At 58.2% G+C, this 24,355-nt stretch carries 21 protein-coding genes; 2 read left to right on the forward strand and 19 right to left on the reverse strand.

Going from position 1 to position 24,355, the window contains the following annotated elements; all coding sequences use genetic code 11:
• Window positions 1-31 precede the first annotated feature (31 nt).
• The 19 genes from wecB to mtnA form a co-directional block, all read right to left on the reverse strand.
• Window positions 32-1,153 carry a non-hydrolyzing UDP-N-acetylglucosamine 2-epimerase gene (gene wecB / locus CAF80_RS26440; protein ID WP_039770538.1) on the reverse strand — a complete coding sequence of 374 codons (1,122 nt, stop codon included), beginning with the start codon at window positions 1,151-1,153 and terminating at the stop codon, window positions 32-34.
• Window positions 1,146-2,156 carry a polysaccharide biosynthesis protein gene (locus CAF80_RS26445; RefSeq protein ID WP_039770539.1) on the reverse strand — a complete coding sequence of 337 codons (1,011 nt, stop codon included), beginning with the start codon at window positions 2,154-2,156 and terminating at the stop codon, window positions 1,146-1,148. The genes wecB and CAF80_RS26445 overlap by 8 nt, the downstream gene beginning before the upstream one ends.
• A gap of 16 nt (window positions 2,157-2,172) precedes the next feature.
• Window positions 2,173-3,027: an SDR family oxidoreductase gene (locus CAF80_RS26450; RefSeq protein WP_074688022.1), complete on the reverse strand. Its 855-nt coding sequence runs from the start codon at window positions 3,025-3,027 to the stop codon at window positions 2,173-2,175.
• A 527-nt stretch (window positions 3,028-3,554) separates the two neighbouring features.
• Complete coding sequence (locus tag CAF80_RS26455; protein ID WP_085668127.1) at window positions 3,555-4,565, reverse strand: glycosyltransferase family 4 protein; 1,011 nt, start codon at window positions 4,563-4,565, stop codon at window positions 3,555-3,557.
• Window positions 4,562-5,524, reverse strand: coding sequence for an SDR family oxidoreductase (locus tag CAF80_RS26460; protein ID WP_039770543.1), 963 nt, complete (start codon window positions 5,522-5,524; stop codon window positions 4,562-4,564). The genes CAF80_RS26455 and CAF80_RS26460 overlap by 4 nt, the downstream gene beginning before the upstream one ends.
• Before the next feature lie 61 nt (window positions 5,525-5,585).
• Entirely contained in the window at window positions 5,586-6,506 is a 921-nt protein-coding gene (gene rfbA / locus CAF80_RS26465) for a glucose-1-phosphate thymidylyltransferase RfbA (protein WP_052266588.1), read from the reverse strand.
• Entirely contained in the window at window positions 6,503-7,396 is an 894-nt protein-coding gene (gene rfbD / locus CAF80_RS26470) for a dTDP-4-dehydrorhamnose reductase (RefSeq protein WP_074688024.1), read from the reverse strand. Before rfbD ends, rfbA begins: the two co-directional genes overlap by 4 nt.
• Window positions 7,393-8,469: a dTDP-glucose 4,6-dehydratase gene (gene rfbB / locus CAF80_RS26475; protein WP_074688026.1), complete on the reverse strand. Its 1,077-nt coding sequence runs from the start codon at window positions 8,467-8,469 to the stop codon at window positions 7,393-7,395. Before rfbB ends, rfbD begins: the two co-directional genes overlap by 4 nt.
• Window positions 8,470-8,693: 224 nt before the next feature.
• Window positions 8,694-8,933: a LapA family protein gene (locus CAF80_RS26480; RefSeq protein WP_039770550.1), complete on the reverse strand. Its 240-nt coding sequence runs from the start codon at window positions 8,931-8,933 to the stop codon at window positions 8,694-8,696.
• 30 nt (window positions 8,934-8,963) lie between these two features.
• Entirely contained in the window at window positions 8,964-9,254 is a 291-nt protein-coding gene (gene ihfB, locus CAF80_RS26485; protein WP_039770552.1) for an integration host factor subunit beta, read from the reverse strand.
• Window positions 9,255-9,405: 151 nt separating this feature from the next.
• Window positions 9,406-9,684, reverse strand: a complete 279-nt coding sequence (locus CAF80_RS26490) for a hypothetical protein (RefSeq protein WP_039770553.1) — start codon at window positions 9,682-9,684, stop codon at window positions 9,406-9,408.
• A 209-nt stretch (window positions 9,685-9,893) separates the two neighbouring features.
• A complete protein-coding gene (gene rpsA / locus CAF80_RS26495; protein WP_039770554.1) occupies window positions 9,894-11,579 on the reverse strand; it encodes a 30S ribosomal protein S1 in 1,686 nt (561 codons plus the stop codon).
• Between the two features lie 119 nt (window positions 11,580-11,698).
• The gene (cmk, locus tag CAF80_RS26500) at window positions 11,699-12,388 is read right to left on the reverse strand and encodes a (d)CMP kinase (protein ID WP_039770555.1); all 690 of its coding nucleotides are present in this window, start codon (window positions 12,386-12,388) and stop codon (window positions 11,699-11,701) included.
• Window positions 12,385-14,592 carry a bifunctional prephenate dehydrogenase/3-phosphoshikimate 1-carboxyvinyltransferase gene (locus tag CAF80_RS26505; protein ID WP_239065558.1) on the reverse strand — a complete coding sequence of 736 codons (2,208 nt, stop codon included), beginning with the start codon at window positions 14,590-14,592 and terminating at the stop codon, window positions 12,385-12,387. Before CAF80_RS26505 ends, cmk begins: the two co-directional genes overlap by 4 nt.
• Window positions 14,593-14,620: 28 nt before the next feature.
• A complete protein-coding gene (hisC, locus tag CAF80_RS26510) occupies window positions 14,621-15,733 on the reverse strand; it encodes a histidinol-phosphate transaminase (RefSeq protein WP_074688030.1) in 1,113 nt (370 codons plus the stop codon).
• A gap of 12 nt (window positions 15,734-15,745) precedes the next feature.
• Window positions 15,746-16,840 carry a prephenate dehydratase gene (gene pheA / locus CAF80_RS26515; RefSeq protein WP_007950913.1) on the reverse strand — a complete coding sequence of 365 codons (1,095 nt, stop codon included), beginning with the start codon at window positions 16,838-16,840 and terminating at the stop codon, window positions 15,746-15,748.
• Window positions 16,840-17,925 (reverse strand): 3-phosphoserine/phosphohydroxythreonine transaminase, encoded by a 1,086-nt coding sequence (gene serC, locus CAF80_RS26520; RefSeq protein WP_039770557.1) that lies wholly within the window; start codon window positions 17,923-17,925, stop codon window positions 16,840-16,842. The genes pheA and serC overlap by 1 nt, the downstream gene beginning before the upstream one ends.
• 64 nt (window positions 17,926-17,989) lie before the next feature.
• Window positions 17,990-20,653, reverse strand: coding sequence for a DNA gyrase subunit A (gene gyrA, locus CAF80_RS26525; protein ID WP_074688032.1), 2,664 nt, complete (start codon window positions 20,651-20,653; stop codon window positions 17,990-17,992).
• A gap of 424 nt (window positions 20,654-21,077) precedes the next feature.
• Entirely contained in the window at window positions 21,078-22,154 is a 1,077-nt protein-coding gene (gene mtnA, locus CAF80_RS26530; protein WP_085668126.1) for an S-methyl-5-thioribose-1-phosphate isomerase, read from the reverse strand.
• A gap of 108 nt (window positions 22,155-22,262) precedes the next feature.
• Here mtnA and CAF80_RS26535 point away from each other — a divergent pair, with 108 nt between their 5' ends.
• Both CAF80_RS26535 and ubiG read left to right on the forward strand, forming a co-directional pair.
• On the forward strand, window positions 22,263-23,597 hold the full coding sequence (locus tag CAF80_RS26535) for a TRZ/ATZ family hydrolase (protein WP_085668125.1): 1,335 nt from the start codon (window positions 22,263-22,265) through the stop codon (window positions 23,595-23,597).
• A 57-nt stretch (window positions 23,598-23,654) separates the two neighbouring features.
• Complete coding sequence (gene ubiG / locus CAF80_RS26540; RefSeq protein ID WP_039770564.1) at window positions 23,655-24,353, forward strand: bifunctional 2-polyprenyl-6-hydroxyphenol methylase/3-demethylubiquinol 3-O-methyltransferase UbiG; 699 nt, start codon at window positions 23,655-23,657, stop codon at window positions 24,351-24,353.
• Window positions 24,354-24,355 lie beyond the last annotated feature (2 nt).

Genomic DNA, 24,355 nt, shown 5'->3' on the forward strand with positions numbered 1-24,355 from the left:
ACATGTACAGCAGGAGTAGATGCCCCCACGTTTACTTCGACCAAACAGTCCGATTGATAAAATCTGTATAACTCAAAACAATTCGCAAAACTTTCTGCGATACCAGGCCACCTTCGTAGTCTGGAACCACGCGACGCACGGCACCTGCCTGATCCTGGCTGGTCACGATACGCACGGCATCGAGAACCCGCTCCGACTTCAGGCCGCTCATGATCAGCGTGCCCTGGTCCATGCCTTCCGGACGCTCGTGGGCGTTGCGGATGGTCACTGCGGTCAAACCGAGCAGCGAAGCTTCTTCGGTGATGGTGCCGCTGTCGGACAGGATGCAGAACGCTTCCTTCTGCAGCTTGATGTAGGCAAAGAAACCGAACGGCTTGAGGAACCGGATTCGCGAATCCAGGCCGTCCAGGCCCAGAGCCTCCAGACGCTGACGAGTACGCGGGTGGGTGGAAACGATAACCGGCATGTCGTAGGTTTCAACCAGCGCCTTCAGGGTGTCCAGCAGATCCTGCAGGTTTGCCGGCGTGTCGACGTTTTCTTCGCGGTGAGTGCTCACGACGAAGAATTGCTTCGACTTCAGACCCAGCTCGTCGAGAATCGGCGATGCCTCGATCTGTGGCATGAAGTGATTAAGCACTTCTTCCATGTGGGAGCCGGATTTGATGATGCGATCCGGTGGAATGCCTTCGTCGAGCAGATAGCGACGAGCATGCTCGGTCAACACCAGATTGATGTCGCTCAAATGGTCGAGAACCTTGCGGTTCAGCTCTTCCGGAACACGCTGGTCGAAGCAGCGGTTACCGGCCTCCATGTGGAAGACGGGGATTTTTCTGCGTTTGGCAGCAATGACGGCCAGGCAGGAATTGGTATCGCCGTAGAGCATCAAGGCGTCCGGCTTCTCGGCTTCCAGCACTTCATCGGCTTTCTCGATGACGCGTGCGATGGTTTGCGCGGCGTTGGCGCCGACGGCCCCGAGGAAGTGATCCGGCTTGCGGATACCCATTTCCTCGAAAAATACCTCGTTCAACTCGTAGTCGAAGTTTTGCCCGGTGTGGACGAGGATATGCTTCGTGTGCTCGTCAAATTCGGCGATCACACGCGACATCTTGATCAGTTCAGGACGGGTCCCGACAATCGTCATTACCTTAAGCATTAAGTTGCTCCTGAATGTAGGAAAGCTTCAACAGCAACTTCTTCACGCCTTCGATATCCAGGCGCTCGGTATTGTGGGAAGTGTAATCTTCGAGCGCGGAAACCTCGGCCTCGCCTTCCACGAAGTACTTTGCGTAGTTCAGATCGCGATTGTCGGCCGGCACACGGTAGTACTGACCCATGTCTTCGGCTTTCGCCAACTCTTCACGTGCAACCAGCGACTCGAACAGTTTTTCACCGTGACGAGTGCCGATGATGCGAATTTCGTTGTCTTTCTGGAACAGTTCTTTAAGTGCCTGTGCGAGCACTTCAATGGTCGATGCAGGCGCTTTCTGAACGAAGATATCGCCCTGTTCGCCGTGTTCGAATGCATGCAGTACCAGATCGACGGAGTCTTCCAGGGACATCAGGAAGCGCGTCATGGTCGGATCGGTGATGGTGATCGGCTTGCCATCGCGCAGTTGCTCGATAAACAGCGGAATTACCGAGCCGCGGGAAGCCATGACGTTGCCGTAACGGGTAGCGCAGAAAACGGTTTCGCCTTCCGACTGCATGCGCGCCTTGGCAACCATGAGCTTTTCCATCATTGCCTTGGAAATGCCCATCGCATTGATCGGGTAGACAGCCTTGTCCGTGCTGAGCACGATAACGCGCTCGACATTGTTCTCGATCGCTGCCTGCATGACGTTTTCGGTACCGAGTACGTTGGTGCGCACAGCTTCCATCGGGTAAAACTCGCACGATGGGACCTGTTTCAATGCTGCTGCGTGAAAAACGTAGTCAACGCCCTTCATCGCGCCACGAATGCTGTCGAAGTTGCGAACGTCACCAATGTAGAACTTGAGCTTCGGATTGTTCAGCGCAATCCGCATATCCTCTTGTTTTTTCTCGTCACGACTGAAAATACGGATTTCTTTGACGTCGGTTTTCAAAAAACGATTAAGAACAGCATTACCGAATGAGCCTGTGCCACCGGTAATCATCAATACTTTATTATCAAACATTGTCTAAACCTTGCGCTTAATTGAAGTCATGCATGTTTTTGATCAATACAGGCCATTCCGGGGCAACGTAGCCTGTCGCCTCCGCAAAACGGTCTGCATTCAACGAACGATCAATTGTCAGCCTATCGGAAGGGACAATCTCCGTGTCTTTCCCATAAGTGCTCGCTACAAGCTTTAGCAAGTCGTACTTATTAATCGGTTTGGCGGCTACATGGTACAAGCCGTGCAAGTGCGGTCGTGGCAGGACGAACTCGTTGATCACTCGCGCCAGCTCCATGGTCGGCAGACCGGAGAACACGGCACCGGTAAAACCGTCAACCTTGCCTTGCTGCGCGAGGAACCAGCCGACAAGGCTGCGGGCGCCGGACAATTCGCGACCGATGATCGATGTGCGCAAAGTAATCGCGTGTGGATAATCCACTTCGCCCAACAATTTGGAGCGACCATAGAGGTCATAGGCATCCGGAAAATCGGATTCGAGATAGCCGCCCTTCTTCCCGGAAAAGACACAATCGGTACTGATGTGCACCAGTCGGGCGCCACCGGCCTTGCACAATGCGGCAAGACGATGCGGGAGCAGCGTATTGATCGGCACGGCCATCAGTGGATCGTTGGCATCGGACAGTTGCTTGACCAGACCTACGCAGTTGATCACGACATCGGGACGGACCGTACCGAAAGCCTTGATAAGAGAGTCCTGACTTTCGACATCAACGCCCAGTACGATGTTCTCGGCCAAGGCCGGTGAAAAAAACTTGCGGGCACCTTCACTTCGAGCCGTACCGAAAACCCTCAACTCGGGGTTAGCGGACAAGACTCGGTAGGCTGCGTTACCCAGCATTCCGGAAACACCCAACACCAAAACTTTCATTACCTTACTCCTCACTTCCCAGGCCAGAACTGCTGTTCGTGACCTGGTTCCTACTCATCAGTTGGACGTCTTGATGCGCTGCTTCCAAAGGAGGGCGTATCGCGAATCTCTACTCAATGCGAGGCAGAGCCCCCTCGGCAAATCCGGTAACCAAAAAAATCGACCCGGCTCCGGAAACACCAGAACTCAGGTCAATCACGCCCCGGAAACGCCTGCCAGGAACCCGCTGTTCATCCATGCAGCCCAGGAAATGCGGTTCAGGCTTCGAGTACGCCTGCAAAGAGGTACTGCCGAATACACACACAAACCCATGCCGGCAGCGGCGCTGCCGGGGTCTTACAAGGAAAAAATCGCACCAGCTGCTAGCCTTATGCCATCACCTTATAAAAACCAGCGAAGTTTACCATACAATTTTCCATTATTGAGCGCCGGGCGACCGCTTGCCATTCATGCAGCACACCGTGTTGCACGGTGGTTACACCCATTGCAGCGCTTTAAGAATAGGCGGCCAAGCCCGTCGCTCCCAGTCAAGCTTCCGCTTTGCCAGCGCTGTATCGGATCGCGAGCACAATCAATGGCAGATAGGCGAGCAAAAGGCCGCTTACGCCATCCATTCCGCCCTTCCCCACCCAAAAAGCCAGAGGCGTCAGCCAAAGGACGTTGATCAGAATGACCGCCACCGTTACCTTCTTGTGGCTGAGGTGTTGGCGAGAAGCATATTGATAGGCATGACTGCGATGAGCCTCGTAGATTTTCTCGCCACGAATCAGTCGGTGCAGCATGGTGTAGGTGGCATCAACGATGAACACCCCCATCAATATCAGCCAGCTCCAGAATAGTTGCGGCTCGACCCAGCCAGCCTGAAGCGCCATGCCTGCGAGCACTATGCCGAGAAAACCACTCCCTGCATCGCCCATGAAAATCTTCGCTGGCGGGAAATTCCAGACCAGAAATCCGGCACAGGCACTCGCGAGCAGCAGCGGCGCCCAGACTTCCTGAGTGAACCCACACAACCAATACAGAATGGCTCCGGCCACCGTCACGCAAATCGCCACGGCGCCGGCGATGCCATCAATGCCATCCATGAAATTGTAGAGATTGAGCACCCAGACCAGATAAATCGATGCCAGAACCGCCCCAAACCATCCGAGGTCGATTTTGAAACCGAACATATCCAGCGGGGCCAACCCACCAAAACAAATCAGAATCCAGATAGCCGCAGCAAAATGCCCAAGCAATCGCCAGCGCGCGGCAATGTGCCCATGATCATCGGCAAAACCAATCAGGGCGACAGCGATACCCGCACCAAACAAACCAATGAACTGCCCTTGAGGCAACACTCCAGTCAGCACACAGACCGACAACGCCGCCAAAAATGAAACCACGATGGCAACACCGCCGCCTCTGGGCGTCGGGATGCTGTGGGAACTGCGCGCAGTGGGTACATCCATGAGTTTGTTGCGCAGTGCGTAGCTGCGCAGGACGAACGTGAGCGACCAAGAAGCGAGGAATACCCCAACCAGCAATAACCAACTCATTTCTTTTTAGTTTCCAGATAGTCTTTGGCTACACGATCCAACGCCTGCTGACTTCCAACCGGCGGCGCCCATCCCAACAGTTCGCAGGTGTGCCTGATATCGACCTGCAGCGACCCACACAAGCGTGTCGCCAGCGCTCGCCGACCCAGAAGGATCAGCCCGGCGGCTAACAGCCGCTGAGGAACGGGTACCAATGCCGAACGCACGCCCAGCGCTCGAGCCACGCCCTGAAGCAATTGAGTCGTGGACAAATCTGCGCCGTCACTGACAAGAAAGGTGTTGCCCGGCGCACCCGGATGCCTGATGCAATGCACGATCAGGTCCAGCAGATTCTCCAGCGCAACGAGACTGCGCTGATTGGTAATCGAGCCGAACGGCAATGGCAGCCTGGAATCAACCCAACCCAGCATCTTTTGAAAGTTGGCCTTCACACCAGGCCCATAGACCAGGGGCGGTCGAATAATCACGACTTCCAGTCCGGTCTCTGCGGCCAAATCGCGCAACGCGGTTTCCGCTTCCGACTTGGAAATGCCGTATGCATCTACTGGTGCGGGCACATCAGTGGCCAGATAAGGTTTACCGGGAAGGGTCTGCTCACCGTTGACCTTGACCGAGCTGATAAAAATGAACCGTCGAACCCCCGCCTGCGCAGCACTGCGCGCGAGCTTCAAAGTGCCTTCGACATTTGCCTTGCGAAACGCAGTCAGATCATCGGACTGCGCCGCCTTCATGACATGTACGCGCGCAGCGGCATGAATGATAGTGTCGACGCCACGCATCGCCTCAACCGAAAGCCCACTTTCCAACTCGTAAACAATTCGCTCGGCCTGCAAGGGTCCCGAAGCCAGGTCACGAACAGCGCAAACAGGGAGGAAACTTTCACTCGCCAGCAGTTTTTCGCTCAGCGCACGCCCTACAAATCCGCTTGCACCTGTCACAAGCACCCTGGATTTATTCACTCAATTCCCCTTTATATTCATCCTGAAACTGCGCTTGTGTCTGCCCCGAATCGACATGCAATCAATTCGAGGTTTTCGGCGGGGCATTTTCCTTATTTCCAGCAGGAGGCAGGAGCTTGCTTAAATATTGACCGTAACCGGTTTTACCGAGTGTCTGTGCCTGACTCCGCAATTGATCGGCACTAATCCAACCGTTGTAGTAGGCAATCTCTTCCAGACAGGCCACTTTCAAACCCTGGCGCTGCTCGATGGTATGAACGAAGTGACTGGCTTCCAGTAACGAATCATGAGTTCCGGTATCCAGCCAGGCAAAACCACGCCCCAGCAACTCGACTTTCAACGCATCCTGGTGCAGATAAGCCAGGTTGACATCAGTGATCTCAAGTTCACCACGCGCAGAAGGCTGGATGTTTTTAGCGATTTCAACGACCCGATTATCGTAGAAATACAACCCGGTGACCGCGTAATTGGACTTTGGCTGGGCCGGCTTTTCTTCAATGCTCAGCGCACGACCTTCGGCATCGAACTCGACCACACCGAAACGCTCCGGATCAGAAACGTGATAACCAAATACCGTCGCTCCCGACTCCTGATGGGTTGCCGAACGCAGTTTGTCGGAGAAATGCTGACCGTAAAAAATATTGTCGCCGAGGATCAAGCAACACGGGCTATCACCAATGAACTCCTCGCCGATGATGAAAGCCTGCGCCAACCCATCAGGACTAGGCTGTTCGGCAAATGAAAGCGAAATACCGTATCGACTACCATCGCCCAGTAACTTGCGAAAACTCGGCAAATCTTCAGGCGTGGAAATAATCAGGATCTCGCGCATCCCCGCAAGCATCAGCACTGAAAGCGGATAGAAGATCATCGGCTTGTCGTAAATCGGTAGCATCTGTTTGGATACACCGAGCGTCAGTGGGTGCAAACGAGTGCCCGAGCCACCGGCCAGAATAATTCCCTTACGAGTTGTAGCCATCATTTATTCAGAACTTCCATCAGCATTCTAGTAACTCCGACTTCCCATTCCGGCAAGTTCAGAGAAAAATTCTCCCGGATTTTCTGAGTATCCAGACGGGAATTAAGGGGACGTCGAGCGGGAGTCGGAAATGAAGTACTTGACACTGGGGCAACGCTTTTGACCAGAACATTCTCGCCGTGGGCCCGGGCGAAATCGATTACATAGCTGGCATATTGGCGCCATGACGTCTGACCGGCAGCCACCAGGTGATAGATACCTGCCAATTCTGGCTGCCGCAGTGCTTTTTGCAGCGCCAAGGCCGTCACGTCGGCAATCAGGTCAGCCCCTGTAGGCGCACCGATCTGGTCAGAGACAACGTTCAACGTCTCTCGCTCTGCGGCCAGCCGAAGCATGGTTTTCGCGAAGTTATTGCCTCGTGCCGCGTAAACCCAACTCGTGCGAAAAATCAGATAGCGGCAGCCACTGGCGATAATGGCGTTCTCACCGTTCAACTTGCTCAAGCCGTAGTAGTTGAGAGGGGCTGTCTGATCCGCCTCGCGCCAAGGTGCATCACCCTGCCCGTCAAATACATAGTCGGTAGAGTAATGAATCAGCCAGGCGCCCAGGGATGCAACTTCTTCGGCAATGACCTGACTTGCACGCGCATTAATCCTGTCAGCCATTTCAGTATCGGATTCAGCCTTGTCCACTGCGGTATAGGCCGCGGCGTTGACCACAACATCGGGAGCCACCTGGCGAATCGTTGCGCGCAGAGCCTGCAGATCCGAAAGATCCCCGGACAAGCCAGCCTGGCCAAGCCGGTCAAGCGCGATCAGTTCCCCCAATGGGGCAAGAGAACGCTGCAACTCCCAACCGACCTGACCATTTTTTCCGAGCAACAGAATTTTCATGCTTGAACCGGGCGGTTACGGTAATGCTGGTCGATGTACTGCTGATAGCTGCCGCTCTTCACGTTCGCGACCCACTGGGTATTTTTCAGATACCACTCGACAGTCTTGCGAATACCGCTTTCGAAACTTTCCGATGGCACCCAGCCCAACTCGCGCTGGATCTTGCTTGCGTCGATCGCGTAGCGTTGATCGTGCCCCGGGCGATCCTGGACGTAGGTGATCAAGCCAGCGTGAGGACGATGTGGCGACTCCGGGCACAACTCATCGAGCAACGCGCAGAGTGTTTTAACGACTTCGATATTCTGCTTCTCATTGTGCCCACCAATGTTATAGGTCTCCCCTGCAACACCTTCAGTCACAACTTTGTACAACGCTCGAGCATGATCCTCGACATACAACCAATCACGCACTTGATTACCTTTGCCGTAAACAGGCAACGCCTTGCCTTCAAGGGCGTTGAGAATAACCAGTGGAATAAGTTTTTCCGGAAAATGGCAAGGCCCATAATTGTTCGAGCAATTGGTAATTAGAACCGGCAACCCGTAGGTGCGACTCCATGCGCGCACCAGATGATCGGAACTTGCCTTACTGGCAGAGTAAGGAGAACTTGGCTGATAAGGTGTGGTTTCAGTAAACAGATCATCCACCCCCTCAAGATCACCGTACACTTCATCGGTCGAAATATGGTGAAAGCGAAACAGCGACTTGCGGTCCTGCTCCAGGCCTTGCCAATACAGACGCGACGCTTCGAGCAGATTGTAAGTGCCGATAATGTTGGTCTGAATAAACTCCGAAGGACCGGAGATCGAACGATCTACATGGGACTCTGCAGCGAGGTGCATGACCGCATCAGGCTGATGCTCACGAAAAACACGGTCAATCTGCTCCCGATCACAGATATCGACCTGCTCGAACGCATAACGGGGACTATCGCTAACTTCGGCCAATGACTCGAGATTGCCGGCGTAGGTCAACTTATCGACGTTTACAACCGCATCAGAAGTATTGGCAATAATATGCCGAATTACTGCCGAGCCGATAAATCCAGCACCACCAGTCACTAGAATTTTCACGAAAGAACATACCCTTGAGTCACTGACGGCACCGATCGGAGCACCGTCTAATCCATGGATGCGCAAGCCGTCTCTAGATGAGGGCCATTGCCGGAATCAGTCTGTGCCGAAGTGGGATTTAGCCACTATCGAACAAGGGTTGCATTTTACAGCTTAATGAACGTTTTACTAATGGATGCAGACAGGAAGCGGCGCAATTTCAGGGGTGCGCCCCAACCGCCCCATCAGACAAGGCGCTTGCGCGCAGCTCTGGAGGATCGCCCTAAAAACCACCCCAGCACGGGACCAATCAGCATCCCTGCCAAAAGCGCCAGGACCATCACCAGGGACACGGGCAATTGTGGACCAGCCCAGCCGAGAAACAGCAACGAAACCGACTGCTGGTTTTCAAGAACAAATGCCAGTATTACCAGCATCAGCAAAAGAACAAGCACGCCAAGAAGAATGCGTTTGAGGTTACGCATGCGCGACTCCTTGATTATTGACGGCGGCGATCACGCCTCCTCCTCTTCGTTAACACGATCACGCAATTCCTTTCCCGGCTTGAAATGCGGAACAAACTTGCCGTCAAGACTGACAGACTGGCCAGTCTTGGGGTTGCGCCCTACCCGCGGAGCACGATAGTGCAAGGAAAAGCTGCCAAAACCACGGATCTCGATACGATCTCCAGTAGCCAGGCATTGGGACATTTGCTCAAGCATAGTCTTGATGGCCAACTCCACATCTTTGGATGAGAGCAGCCCTTGATGGGTGACAATTCGTTCGATCAACTCCGACTTCGTCATATTTTTCCCTTCTTTTTCAAGCAGCTAGGTCAGCGCTTGAAAGGTTTTAGCACGCCCGGAAGATTTTGAACAGCCCAGGGCTTGACATATCTTTCCGTTCGCCGAAACGCCCATTTTCAGGGCATCGGATCACAAGCCCGCCAACGCTCCCTCACCGACAAATCACCAACATGGTTCGGGTGACGTAGCCTGCCGGATTGAAGCCAAAGGGAAACTCATCCTCTTCCCGGGCATCATCAGACCGCGTGATCACCTTGTAACCCGCCCCCTTGCACTCCTTGGCAGCGCGTTTCTGACACCTTTCCCAGCCTGAACCCAAGCCGGAGCAGTCAACCTCGATGCCACTCACTCCGCGCACCGCATGGGTCTTGGCGCTGGTAGTACAGCCTGCCAACACCAGCAAACCCAACAGAACTATAAACTTGTTCATTCACTTCCTTATGCCAGGCGCCTGCCCGACTACTGCGATCTTCAGCCTAAGCCTAGACGCGAATAGACGATTGATCCGATTAAAGAAACAGACCTCCCGGCTAAGGAAATGGTTTCACCGATTGACCGGAAAGCAGCCCTCCCCCCCCACCAAATAGCAGGCACAAAAAAGGGCGACCGAAGTCGCCCTTTTTAATGATCAGACAGAACTCAGTTCTGTTTGGCCATTGCTTGACGCAGCAGTGCCGCCATGGTGGTGTCGGCTGCTTCGCCTTCCGGAGCTGCTTTCAGGCTCTGGATGGCTTCTTTCTCTTCAGCATCGTCTTTCGATTTGATCGACAGCTGAATTACGCGGCTCTTGCGATCAACGCTGATGATCTTGGCTTCTACTTGCTGACCTTCTTTCAGAACGTTGCGCGCGTCTTCAACGCGGTCACGGCTGATTTCGGAGGCTTTCAGAGTCGCTTCGATGTCGTCGGCCAGAACGATGATGGCGCCTTTGGCGTCAACTTCTTTCACGGTGCCAGTCACGATTGCGCCTTTGTCGTTAACCGAGACGTACTCGGAGAACGGATCGCTTTCCAGTTGCTTGATACCCAGGGAGATACGCTCACGCTCTGGGTCAACCGACAGGATAACGGTGTCCAGCTCATCACCCTTCTTGAAACGACGTACGGCTTCTTCGCCCACTTCGTTCCAGGAGATGTCGGACAGGTGAACCAGACCGTCGATGCCGCCGTCCAGACCAATGAAGATACCGAAATCGGTGATCGACTTGATGGTACCGGAGATCTTGTCGCCCTTGTTGAACTGGCCAGAGAAGTCTTCCCATGGGTTCGACTTGCACTGCTTGATGCCCAGGGAGATACGACGACGCTCTTCGTCGATGTCCAGAACCATGACTTCCACTTCGTCGCCGACTTGTACGACTTTCGAAGGGTGGATGTTCTTGTTGGTCCAGTCCATTTCCGAAACGTGTACCAGACCTTCAACGCCTTCTTCCAGCTCAGCGAAGCAGCCGTAGTCGGTCAGGTTGGTAACACGAGCGGTAACGCGAGTGCCTTCTGGGTAACGGGCTTTGATAGCAACCCATGGATCTTCGCCCAGTTGCTTCAGGCCCAGGGAAACACGATTGCGCTCGCGATCGTATTTCAGAACCTTGACGTCGATTTCGTCACCAACGTTGACGATCTCGGAAGGATGCTTGATGCGCTTCCAGGCCATGTCGGTGATGTGCAGCAGGCCGTCCACGCCACCCAGATCGACGAATGCGCCGTAATCGGTGAGGTTTTTGACGATACCTTTGACTTGCTGGCCTTCCTGCAAGGATTCCAGCAGAGCTTCACGCTCGGCGGAGTTCTCGGCTTCCAGGACGCTGCGACGGGAAACGACAACGTTGTTGCGCTTCTGGTCCAGCTTGATGACCTTGAATTCCAGCTCTTTGCCTTCCAGGTGCGTGGTGTCGCGCACTGGACGGACGTCAACCAGGGAACCTGGCAGGAACGCACGGATGCCGTTAACGTCGACAGTGAAGCCGCCTTTAACCTTACCGTTGATAACGCCCTTGACCACTTCCTCAGCTGCGAAGGCTGCTTCCAGAACGATCCAGCATTCAGCGCGCTTGGCTTTTTCACGGGACAGCTTGGTTTCACCGAAACCGTCTTCAACCGAGTCCAGAGCAACGTGAACTTCGTCACCGACGTTGATGTTCAGTTCGCCAGCGTCGTTGTAGAACTGCTCCAGCGGGATCAGTGCTTCGGACTTCAAGCCAGCGTGAACGGTTACCCAGCGAGCCTGGTAATCGATATCAACGATAACACCGGTGATGATGGAGCCTGCCTGAAGGTTCAGGGTCTTTAGGCTTTCTTCAAAGAGTTCCGCAAAGCTTTCGCTCATTTTAATTCCTGTTGATTAGGGCGAAAAATACGCCCATCTCCACATCCCAGACAATGTGGGTTAGTTTCATTTAAAAGAAGCGCCACAGGACTATGACTGGTCCCCTGCAGCCTTCTTGGTCACCCGGCGATATCGCGAATGGCGATCTCACTCATGATGCGTTCAAGCACCTGATCGATGGACAACTCCGTGGAATCCAGCTGTATGGCGTCAGCCGCCGGCTTGAGCGGGGCCACCGCTCGCTGGGTATCACGCTCGTCGCGCGCACGGATCTCATCTAACAGACTCGACAGACTAACACCCTCGACTTTGCCCTTCAACTGCAAATATCGGCGGCGCGCCCGCTCCTCGGCACTGGCGGTCAGGAAAATCTTCAGCGGCGCATCGGGAAACACCACTGTGCCCATGTCGCGACCATCGGCCACCAGACCCGGAAATTCCTGGAAAGCACGCTGGCGCTGCAGCAGCGCCTCGCGCACAGCCGGCAATGCGGCCACCTGGGAAGCGCCTGATCCGACGCTTTCAGTACGGATGACATCGCTGACTTCGTCACCTTCCAGAATGATGCGTTGCAGTTGACCGTCGGTCGCCGCGATGAACTGCACATCCAGATGAGCAGCCAGTTTCTTCAGCAGCTCTTCATTGGTCAGGTCGACACCGTGGTTGTGCGCAGCAAATGCCAGCAGGCGATACAGCGCACCGGAGTCCAGCAGGTTCCAGCCCAGACGCTTGGCCAGAATCCCGGCTACGGTGCCTTTGCCCGAGCCGCTTGGCCCGTCGATGGTGATGACCGGTGCAATGTTGTTCACGACTGAGCCTCTTGCGCCACACGAATGCCGACCTGCGCGCAGAGCGCCAGGAAGTTCGGGAACGATGTCGCGACGTTGGCGCAGTCATGGATGCGGATCGGTGCCGTGGCGCGCAGCGAGGCCACGCTGAATGCCATCGCGATGCGGTGATCGCCATGACCATGCACTTCGCCGCCGCCGATCTGGCCGCCGTCGATGATGATGCCGTCCGGGGTCGGTTCGCACTTGACGCCCAGCGCCAGCAAACCGTCCGCCATGACCTGGATACGGTCCGATTCCTTGACCCGCAGCTCTTCGGCGCCGGTCAGCACGGTGCGCCCTTCGGCGCAGGCCGCGGCCACGAACAGCACCGGGAACTCGTCGATGGCCAGTGGAACCAGCGCTTCCGGAATCTCGATACCCTTGAGTTTAGCTGCTCGCACACGCAGGTCGGCAACCGGCTCGCCACCCACTTCACGCTGGTTTTCCAGAGTGATGTCGGCGCCCATCAGACGCAGGATGTCGATCACGCCGGTGCGTGTCGGGTTGATGCCGACGTGCTCGAGCACCAGCTCCGAACCTTCGGCGATCGACGCGGCCACCAGGAAGAACGCCGACGACGAGATGTCGCCAGGCACTTCGATGTGGGTCGCGGTCAACTTGCCACCAGACTCAACCGATGCCGTGGCACCGCTGACGCTCACCGGATAGCCAAAGCCGCGCAGCATACGCTCGGTGTGATCACGGGTTGGTGCCGGCTCGGTGACAGTGGTCTTGCCTTCGGCGTACAGACCCGCCAGCAGCAGGCAGGATTTAACCTGGGCACTGGCCATCGGCATGGTGTAGGTCAGGCCCTTGAGCTTGTGACCGCCACGAATGGTCATCGGCGGACGACCGTCGGCAGCGGTTTCGATCACGGCGCCCATTTCCCGCAGCGGGTTGGCGACGCGGTTCATCGGGCGCTTGGACAGCGAAGCGTCACCAGTCAGGGTGCTGTCGAAATCCTGCGCGGCCAGCAGGCCGGACAGCAGGCGCATCGAAGTGCCGGAGTTGCCCAGATAGATCGGGCCCGGCGCAGGCTTCAGGCCGTGCAGGCCGACACCGTGGATGGTCACGCGACCGTGATGCGGGCCTTCAATGACCACGCCCATGTCGCGGAACGCCTGCAGGGTCGCCAGAGCGTCTTCGCCCTCGAGGAAGCCTTCGACTTCAGTGACGCCTTCAGCCAGGGAACCGAGCATGATGGAACGGTGGGAAATCGATTTGTCACCTGGTACGCGAATCCGACCGGACAGGCGGCCACCAGGTTGAGCCAGGAAAATCAGATCGTTGGAATTCATAGCGTCCACATAGGCCCTGCGGGCCAGGATTTTACTGAAATGCTCGCGGGCAACCCGGGCGCGCGTGAAGACGCCCAACAATTGGTGCCCATCCCCTGCATCGACCGCGTCGCGCAAGGCGTCGAGGTCGCTGCGAAATGTATCGAGAGTGCGCAGGACAGCCTCGCGGTTGGCGAGGAAGATGTCATGCCACATGACCGGGTCGCTTCCGGCGATTCTTGTGAAATCACGGAAACCGCCCGCAGCGTAACGGAAGATCTCAAGGTTTTCATTGCGCTTGGCCAGCGAATCGACCAGACCGAAGGCCAGCAGGTGCGGCAAATGACTGGTCGCGGCCAGCACTTCATCGTGACGCTCGACCTGCATGTGCTCGACGTCGGCGCCCAGCTCGCGCCACAAGCGATCCACCACCGCCAGCGCATCCGGATCGGTCTGCTCCAGCGGGGTCAGAATCACTTTGTGACGGCGGAACAGCTCTGAGTTGGAGGCTTCCACCCCGCTCTGCTCGGAGCCGGCAATCGGATGCCCCGGCACGAAACGCGCCGGCATGCCGCCGAACGCTTCGGTCGCCGCGCGCACCACATTGCCCTTGGCGCTGCCGACATCCGTGAGAATCGCCTGCCCCAGGTCCATGCCGGCCAGACGGGCCAGCACTTTTTCCATGGCCAGGATCGGCACCGCCAACTGGATCACGTCCGCGCCCTGGCAAGCCGCCATCAAGTCGTCTTCGCAACGATCCACCACGCCCAACTCGACCGCCAGCTTGCGCGATTGCGGGTCGAGATCGACCCCGACCACTTCGCGGCACACGCCGCTTTCACGCAAGCCTTTGGCAAACGAACCACCGATCAACCCCAGACCGACCACCACCAGGCGCCCGATCATAGGTGCAGCAGATTGCAGCGCAGTGACATCACCCACGAGCCAGAACCTTGCGCAGCGCTTCGAGGAAGCGGCTGTTTTCCGCCGGCAGACCGATGGTCACCCGCAGATGGTTCGGCATGCCGTAGTTGGCCACCGGACGCACGATCACGCCTTCGCGCAGCAGGCCCTGAAATACAGGAGCCGCCACCTGACCGAGGTCGACGCAGATAAAGTTGCCCTTGGACGGAATCCAGCTCAGACCCAGCTCGCGAAAACCCGCTTCCAGCTGATGCATGCCGGATTCGTTGAGCTGACGGCTCTGCGCCAGATATTCCTCGTCTTTCAACGCCGCACACGCCGCAGCCAAGGCCAGACTGTTGACGTTGAACGGCTGGCGTACGCGGTTCAGCACGTCCGCTACCACCGGGGTGGACAAGCCATAACCAACGCGCAGCGCCGCCAGACCATAGGCCTTGGAGAACGTGCGCGAGACCAGCAGATTCGGGTAAGCGGCGAGGAAATCCAGACCATCCGGCAGATCGCTGCCTTCGGCATATTCGATGTAGGCCTCGTCCAGCACCACCAGCACATGCTCCGGCACATCCTGCAGGAACTCGTCCAGCGCTTCGGCGCCGAACCAGGTGCCGGTCGGGTTGTTCGGGTTGGCGATGAACACCACGCGAGTGTTGGCGTCGATCGCGGCCAGCATGGCCGGCAGATCATGCCCCCAATCCTTGGCCGGAACGACCTTGGCCTGAGCGCCGACCGCCTGGGTCGCGATCGGGTACACCGCGAACGCGTGCTCGCTGAACACCGCATTCAGGCCCGGCGCCAGATAGGCGCGCGCCACCAGCTCGAGAATGTCGTTGGAGCCGTTACCCAGGGTCACCTGGTTCAGCTCGACACGGCACTGCTCGGCCAGCAGGGATTTCAGGGCAAAACCGTTGCCGTCCGGATAACGGGTCAGCTCATCCAGCGCTTCGCGGATTGCGACCAGCGCTTTCGGGCTGGCGCCCAACGGGTTTTCGTTGCTCGCCAGTTTGACAATGCTCGCCGGATCCAGGTCCAGTTCGCGAGCCAGCTCGTCCACGGGTTTGCCCGGTACGTATGGCGAAAGTTGTTGCACGCCCGGCTGTGCCAGAGCGAGGAAGTTGCCACTCATTGCTACCACCCCTTAAAGAACTGCTTTCGGGTAGGAACCCAGCACCTTGAGTGCTACTGCTTCCTGACTGATCTTTTCCAGTACACCCTTGATCAGCGGATCACGGTGATGGCCGACGAAGTCGATGAAGAACACGTAGGTCCATTTACCACTGCGCGACGGACGGGTTTCGATCCGGGTCAGGTCGATCCCGTTGTCATGGAACGGCACCAGCAGCTCGTGGAGCGCGCCGGGCTTGTTGCTCATGGACACGATGATCGAAGTTTTGTCGTCGCCGGTCGGCGGCACTTCCTGGTTACCGATCATCAGGAAGCGCGTGGAGTTGTCCGGGCGATCTTCGATCTTCTCGGCCAGACGGGTCAGGCCGTACAACCCGGCCGCCATATCACCGGCGATCGCCGCCGAATTCCACTCACCCTTGACCCGCTTGGCCGCCTCGGCGTTGCTGGACACCGCCACGCGCTCGACATTCGGGTAATGGGCGTCCAGCCACTTGCGGCACTGCGCCAACGACTGGGCATGGGAATAGATGCGGCTGATGCTGTCGGTCTTGGTGTTTTCACCGACCAACAGGTGGTGGTGAATCCGCAGCTCGACTTCGCCGCAGATCACCATGTCGTGCTCGAGGAAGCTGTCGAGGGTGTGGTTGACCGCGCCTTCAGTGGAGTTTTCCACCGGCACCACGCCAAAATTCACCGCACCGGCCGCCACTTCACGGAACACTTCGTCGATCGCCGCCATCGGCTTGCTGATCACCGCGTGTCCAAAGTGCTTCATGGCCGCCGCTTGGGTGAAGGTGCCTTCCGGACCGAGATAAGCGACTTTCAGCGGATTCTCGAGGGCCAGGCACGAAGACATGATTTCGCGGAACAAACGCGCCATCTCTTCATTGCCCAGCGGCCCCTTGTTGCGCTCCATGACGCGCTTGAGGACCTGCGCCTCACGCTCGGGACGATAGAACACGGGCTGCTCGCCTTCGGCCAGACTGGCCATCTTGACCCGGGCAACTTCTTCGGCGCAGCGCGCGCGATCACTGATCAGCTGGAGAATCTTCTCATCCAGGTTATCGATGCGAACGCGCAGCGCCTTGAGCTCCTGCTCGGACATCAGGAATGCTCCTTCTCGAATTCAGCCATGTAGCCGACCAGCGCTTCGACGGCGTCCAGACCCAGGGCGTTGTAGATCGAGGCACGCATGCCGCCGACCGAACGATGACCCTTGAGGTTGAGCAGGCCACGGGCGTCGGCGCCGGCCAGGAACGCCTTGTCCAGACGCTCGTCAGCCAGGCGGAACGGCACGTTCATCCACGAACGGGCGTTGACGCTGATCGGGTTGGTATAGAAGTCGCTGTTGTCGATGAAGGCGTACAGGCGATCTTTCTTCGCCTTGTTGCGCTGTTCCATCGCGGCGACGCCGCCCTGCTCCTTCAGCCACTCGAAAACCAGGCCCGAGAGGTACCAGGAATAGGTGGCCGGGGTGTTGTACATCGAACCGTTATCGGCCGAGACCTTGTAGTCGAGCATGGTCGGGCACGAACTGCGGGCGCGGCCCAGCAGGTCTTCACGGACGATCACGACAACCAGACCGCTCGGACCAATGTTCTTCTGCGCGCCGGCGTAGATCAGGCCGTACTGCGACACATCGATCGGACGCGAGAGGATATCGGAGGACATGTCGACCACCAGCGGAACGTCACCGGCCTCGGGAACCCAGTCGAACTGCAGACCGCCGATGGTTTCGTTGGACGCATAGTGCAGATAGGCCGCACCCGGAGTCAGCTTCCACTCGTTCTGACCAGGGATGGCCAGGTAGTCATAAGGCTTGGCGCTGGCGGCAACGTTGATATTGCCGAAGCGACGCGCTTCTTCGATGGCTTTCTTCGACCAGATGCCGGTTTCGACATAGTCGGCGGTGCCGTTCTCGGGCAGCAGGTTCAGCGGAATCTCGGCGAACTGTTGGCTCGCACCGCCCTGCAGGAACAGCACTTTGTAATTGGAGGGGATGGACAGCAGGTCGCGCAGGTCTTGTTCGGCCTTCTCGGCGATGGCCACGTAGTCATCACTGCGATGGCTCATTTCCATGACCGACAGACCCTTGCCGTGCCAGTCGAGCATCTCGGACTGGGCACGCAACAGGACAGCTTCAGGCAGCGCAGCGGGACCTGCGCAGAAGTTATAGGCTCGTTTGCTCACATCCACTCTCGCTATGCAATCACGGTAGCGGACAGAGCAAACACTCTGCCCTGCTACGATTTGGTTAGTCTTGCGACTCTTCTTCGTCTGCGGCGTCCGCCTGCAGGTTGTCGACCGCATCGTCCGGTTCGGCGCCGATCACGCCTTCTTCCAGCTCGACACCTTCTTCGCCTTCCAGCTCGTCACCTTCAACTTCCGAAGGCTCCTGAACCCGCTCCAGACCGACCAGGGTTTCATCCTTGGCCAGCTTGATCAGGGTCACGCCCTGGGTGTTACGACCCAGGCTGGAGACTTCGTCGACACGGGTACGCACCAGCGTGCCCTGGTCGGAAATCAGCATGATCTCCTCGCCGTCGAGCACCTGAACCGCACCGACCAGACGGCCGTTACGCTCGTTGCTGACCATGGCGATCACGCCCTGACCGCCACGCTTGTACTCAGGGAACTCAGTGATCGCGGTGCGCTTGCCGTAGCCACGCTCGGAAGCGGTGAGGATCTGGCTGCCTTCTTCCGGGATCAGCATCGAAATCAGCTTCTGTCCTTCCGGCAGACGCATGCCGCGCACACCGCGGGCGGTACGGCCCATGGCACGAACGTCGGATTCCTTGAAGCGGGTCACCTTGCCGCCGTCGGAGAACAGCATCACTTCACGTTCGCCATCGGTGATGGCGGCAGAAATCAGCACGTCGCCTTCGTCCAGCTCCAGCGCGATCAGACCGACGCTGCGTTGACGGCTGAAGGATTCCAGCGGCGTCTTCTTCACGGTGCCGTTGGCGGTCGCCATGAAGATGTAGTGACCCTCGGTGTATTCCTCGACCGGCAGCATGGTGGTGATGTATTCACCGTCATCCAGCGGCAGCAGGTTGACCAGCGGACGACCACGGGCGGCGCGGGATGCTTCAGGGATTTCGTAGGTCTTCAGCCAGTACACCTTGCCCTTGCTGGAGAACAGCAGCAGCGTGGTGTGGCTGTTGGCGACCAGCAGGTGAGCGATGTAGTCCTCATCCTTCACGCCGGTAGCCGATTTGCCTTTACCGCCACGACGCTGGGCCTGGTACGCAGCCAGCGGCTGGGTCTTGGCATAGCCACCGTGGGAGATGGTCACGACGCGCTCTTCTTCCGGGATCATGTCGCCCAGAGTCAGGTCGAGACGGGCATCGAGGATTTCGGTACGGCGCACGTCGCCGTATTCGGCGCGGATCACTTCCAGCTCTTCGCGGATCACTTCCATCAGGCGCACGGCGCTGTTGAGGATGCGGATCAGCTCGCCGATCTGGTTGAGGATCTCTTGATACTCGGCCAGCAGCTTTTCGTGTTCCAGACCGGTCAGGCGGTGCAGACGCAGTTCCAGAATGGCTTGCGCCTGCTCAGGCGACAGGAAGTACTTGCCGTCGCGCAGACCGTATTGCGGATCGAGGTTTTCCGGGCGGCACGAATCGGCACCGGCACGCTCAACCATAGCGACCACAGCCGAGGATTCCCACGGCGTGCTGACCAGCGCTTCCTTGGCTTCCGACGGGGTCGGCGAAGCCTTGATCAGGGCGATGACCGGGTCGATGTTCGACAGGGCAACGGCCTGACCTTCGAGGATGTGACCACGCTCGCGCGCCTTGCGCAGTTCGAACACGGTACGGCGGGTAACCACTTCGCGGCGGTGACGAACGAAAGCTTCCAGCAGGTCCTTGAGGTTCAGGATCCGTGGACGACCGTCGATCAGCGCAACGATGTTGATGCCGAATACCGATTGCAGCTGGGTCTGGGCGTAGAGGTTGTTGAGGATCACCTCTGGCACTTCGCCGCGACGCAGTTCGATCACGACGCGCATACCGTCCTTGTCGGACTCGTCGCGCAGTTCGGTGATGCCTTCGAGTTTCTTCTCTTTTACCAGCTCGGCGATCTTCTCGATCAGACGCGCCTTGTTCAGTTGGTAAGGGAGTTCGGTGATGACGATCTGCTGACGGCCACCGACCTTGTCGATGTCTTCGATGATCGAACGGGCGCGCATGTAAATGCGGCCACGGCCGGTGCGGTAGGCTTCGATGATACCGGCGCGACCGTTGATGATCGCGGCAGTCGGGAAGTCCGGGCCGGGGATGTATTGCATCAGTTCATCGACGGTCAGCTCGGGGTTGTCGATGAGGGCCAGGCAACCGTCGATGACTTCACCGAGGTTGTGCGGCGGAATGTTGGTCGCCATGCCCACGGCGATGCCGCTGGAACCGTTGACCAGCAGGTTCGGCACGCGGGTCGGCATGACCGCTGGGATCAGTTCGGTGCCGTCGTAGTTCGGCACCCAGTCCACGGTTTCCTTGTGCAGGTCGGCCAGCAGCTCGTGCGCCAGCTTGGTCATGCGCACTTCGGTGTATCGCATGGCCGCGGCATTGTCGCCGTCGACCGAACCGAAGTTGCCCTGGCCGTCGACCAGCAGATAACGCAGGGAGAAAGGCTGCGCCATGCGGACGATGGTGTCGTACACCGCGGTATCACCGTGCGGGTGATACTTACCGATCACGTCACCGACGACACGGGCAGATTTCTTGTACGGCTTGTTGAAGTCGTTGCCCAGCTCGCTCATCGCGAACAGCACGCGACGGTGCACGGGCTTCAAGCCATCGCGCGCATCCGGCAGTGCACGACCGACGATCACGCTCATCGCGTAGTCGAGATAGGACTGTTTCAGCTCGTCTTCGATATTGACCGGGAGGATTTCTTTGGCCAGTTCGCCCATGAGAAGCCTGATTCCTTTTTCTGGTGAAACTTCGCCATATCCATAGGGGACGCACGAAGCTCGTCGATGCAGGCCGAGTGCCATGCGTCGACTTACGACAAATCGACAAGTTGACCCTGGATTTGCGCAGTGAAGACAACCCCGTGGGACTGCCTCGGAAAACGCCGGATGTTATCACAAGAGCCGCCACGCACCTATCCCCCAGATGCGCATGGAGCATAGTTAGATGACCGATGACAGGCTTAACGGGGACGAGAGAGGCTCAGAGCCTCCCTGAATGCAAATTTCGGTACGAAATTACGGATGTTTATTGACTTTCAAGACCCCTTCGCGAGCAAGCTCGCTCCAACAGGGTTCTGCGGCGATCACAAAACCTGTGGGAGCGAGCCTGCTCGCGAAGAAGACAACGCAGACATCAAGCCAATCAATGCAGGCGCTTGCGGCACATCAACTGCGCCATTTTCGCGGTGTCCGGGCGCTCGACGATGCCTTTTTCGGTGACGATCGCATCGATCAGGTCTGCCGGGGTGACGTCAAACACCGGGTTGAACGCCTCAACGTCAGCCCCGACACGTTTGCCGCCAACCTCCAGCAACTCGGCGCCGTCGCGTTCTTCGATCGGAATGTCATCACCGCTGGCCAAATTCATGTCGATGGTCGAACTCGGTGCCACCACCATGAAACGCACGCCGTGATGCATGGCGTTGACCGCCAGTTGATAGGTGCCGATCTTGTTCGCCACGTCGCCATTGGCGGTGATCCGGTCAGCGCCGACGATCACCCAGGTCACGCCTTTGGTTTTCATGATGTGCGCGGCAGCGGAGTCAGCATTCAGGGTCACCGGAATGCCTTCGTTGGCCAGTTCCCACGCGGTCAGGCGCGAGCCTTGCAGCCACGGCCGGGTCTCATCGGCGTAAACACGCTCGACCATGCCTTCGATGAACGCAGCACGAATCACCCCGAGCGCCGTCCCGAAACCGCCGGTGGCCAGGGCGCCGGTGTTGCAGTGCGTCAGAATCGCCTGGGCATTGCCCTGATGCTTGCGGATCAGGTCGACACCGAGCTGGGCCATGGTCAGGTTGGCTTCGCGATCGCTTTCATGGATGGCGATGGCCTCGGCTTCCAGCGCCGCCAGCGGATCGGCGTTTTCCTTCAAACGATCCAGCCGGTCGTGCATGCGGTTCAACGCCCAGAACAGATTCACCGCAGTCGGCCGGGAATCGGCCAGCAGCATGAAATCCTCTTCCAGCGCCGCGTACCAGTCGCCGCCCTCGGCAATCCGGGCACGGGCCGCCAGCACGATGCCGTAGGCGGCACTGATGCCGATGGCCGGCGCACCGCGCACCACCATCGAGCGAATCGCCTCGGCCACGCCGGCGGCGCTGGTGTAGGCGACCCAGTTTTCCTCGAACGGCAAAACGCGCTGATCCAGCAGGTGGAGCGCGCCATCACGCCAATCGATGGCCTTTACTTTCTCCGCAGCCAACAGTCGATCGCGCATCCCTCACCCCGCACTCATGAACAAAAGCCGCCGATTATAGCGATCCCCCCGCGAAGACGCTCGGGTATACTTCGCCATCCTTTACAAAAGCACTGGAACCGACCCTCGATGCCGAAACCTGCCATTGCGCTCGACTTATTATTGCTGCCGACCTGGCTGGTACCCGTCGAACCCGCAGGCGTTGTGCTCAAGGAGCACGGCCTGGGCATTCGCGACGGCCGCATCGTGTTCATCGGCCCGCGTGCCGAAGCGCTGAAGTGTAACGCCGCCGAAGTCCGCGAACTGCCGGACGTTCTGCTCAGCCCCGGCCTGATCAACGCCCACGGCCACGCCGCAATGACGCTGTTCCGTGGCCTGGCCGACGATCTGCCGCTGATGACCTGGCTGGAAAACCACATCTGGCCGGCCGAGGGCAAATGGGTCGATGAAGATTTTGTGCGTGACGGCACCGACCTGGCCATCGCCGAGCAGATAAAAGGTGGCATCACCTGTTTCTCGGACATGTACTTCTTCCCCAAGGTTGCCAGCGAGCGCGTGCACAACAGCGGAATCCGTGCGCAGATCGCGATTCCGATCCTCGACTTCCCGATTCCGGGTGCCGCCAGCGCCGATGAAGCCATTCGTCAGGGCGTCGAACTGTTCGGCGACCTGAAGCATCACGAGCGCATCAAGATCACCTTCGGCCCTCATGCACCCTACACCGTGGGCGACGAGAACCTGGAAAAAATCCGCGTGATCGCCGAAGAGCTGGACGCCTCGATCCACATGCATGTCCACGAAACCGCGTTCGAAGTACAGCAAGCGGTCGAACAGCGCGGCGAACGCCCGCTGGCCCGCCTCGGTCGTCTCGGCCTGCTCGGCCCGCGTTTCCAGGCCGTGCACATGACCCAGATCAGCGATGACGACCTGGCGTTGCTGGTAGAAAGCAACACCAGCGTGATCCATTGCCCGGAGTCGAACCTGAAACTGGCCAGCGGCTTCTGCCCGGTGGAGCGCCTGTGGCAGGCTGGGGTCAACGTCGCGGTCGGCACCGATGGCGCCGCGAGCAACAATGACCTGGATCTGCTGGGCGAAACCCGCACCGCCGCGCTGCTGGCCAAAGCTATCGCCGGCTCGGCCACCGCACTGGACGCCCACCGGGCGCTGCGCATGGCCACGCTGAACGGCGCGCGAGCCCTGGGAATCGAAGCCGAGACCGGCTCGCTGGAGCTCGGCAAGGCGGCCGACATTGTCGCCTTCGACCTCTCCGGCCTGGCGCAACAACCGGTCTATGACCCGGTCTCGCAGCTTATATACGCCACCGGCCGCGACTGCGTGAAACACCTGTGGGTCGCCGGCAAGCAGTTGCTCGACGACCGCCGCCTGACCCGACTGGACGAACAACAGCTCGGCGAAACCGCCCGGGCCTGGGGCCGACGCATCAGCGGCCACACCGAATCGTAAACACCCCGGCGCAAACTCCGGGGCTACAGCCTTTTTCAAGTTTTAGAGGATTGAATCATGAGCAACGTCGACCACGCCGAAATCGCCAAATTCGAAGCCCTGGCCCATCGCTGGTGGGACCGCGAAAGCGAGTTCAAACCGCTGCACGACATCAACCCGCTGCGGGTCAACTGGATTGACGAGCGTGTCAATCTGGCCGGCAAGAAGGTCCTCGACGTCGGTTGCGGCGGCGGCATTCTCAGCGAAGCCATGGCCCAGCGCGGCGCGACCGTGACCGGCATCGACATGGGTGAAGCGCCTCTGGCGGTCGCGCAACTGCATCAGCTGGAATCCGGCGTGAACGTCGAATACCGTCAGATCACCGCCGAAGCCCTGGCCGAAGAAATGCCCGAGCAGTTCGACGTCGTCACCTGCCTGGAAATGCTCGAGCACGTACCGGACCCGTCCTCGGTGATCCGCGCCTGCTTCCGCATGGTCAAGCCCGGCGGCCAGGTGTTCTTCTCCACCATCAACCGCAACCCGAAGGCCTACCTGTTCGCCATCATCGGTGCCGAATACATCATGAAGCTGCTGCCGCGGGGCACTCACGATTTCAAGAAATTCATCCGCCCGTCCGAGCTGGGCGCCTGGAGCCGCATGGCCGGCCTGACCGTCAAGGACATCATCGGTCTGACCTACAACCCGCTGACCAAGCACTACAAGCTGGCGGCGGACGTTGACGTCAACTACATGATCCAGACCCTGCGCGAGGAGTAAGC

The sequence above is a fragment of the Pseudomonas sp. B34(2017) genome (assembly GCF_002112915.1).
GTDB lineage: Bacteria > Pseudomonadota > Gammaproteobacteria > Pseudomonadales > Pseudomonadaceae > Aquipseudomonas > Aquipseudomonas pharyngis.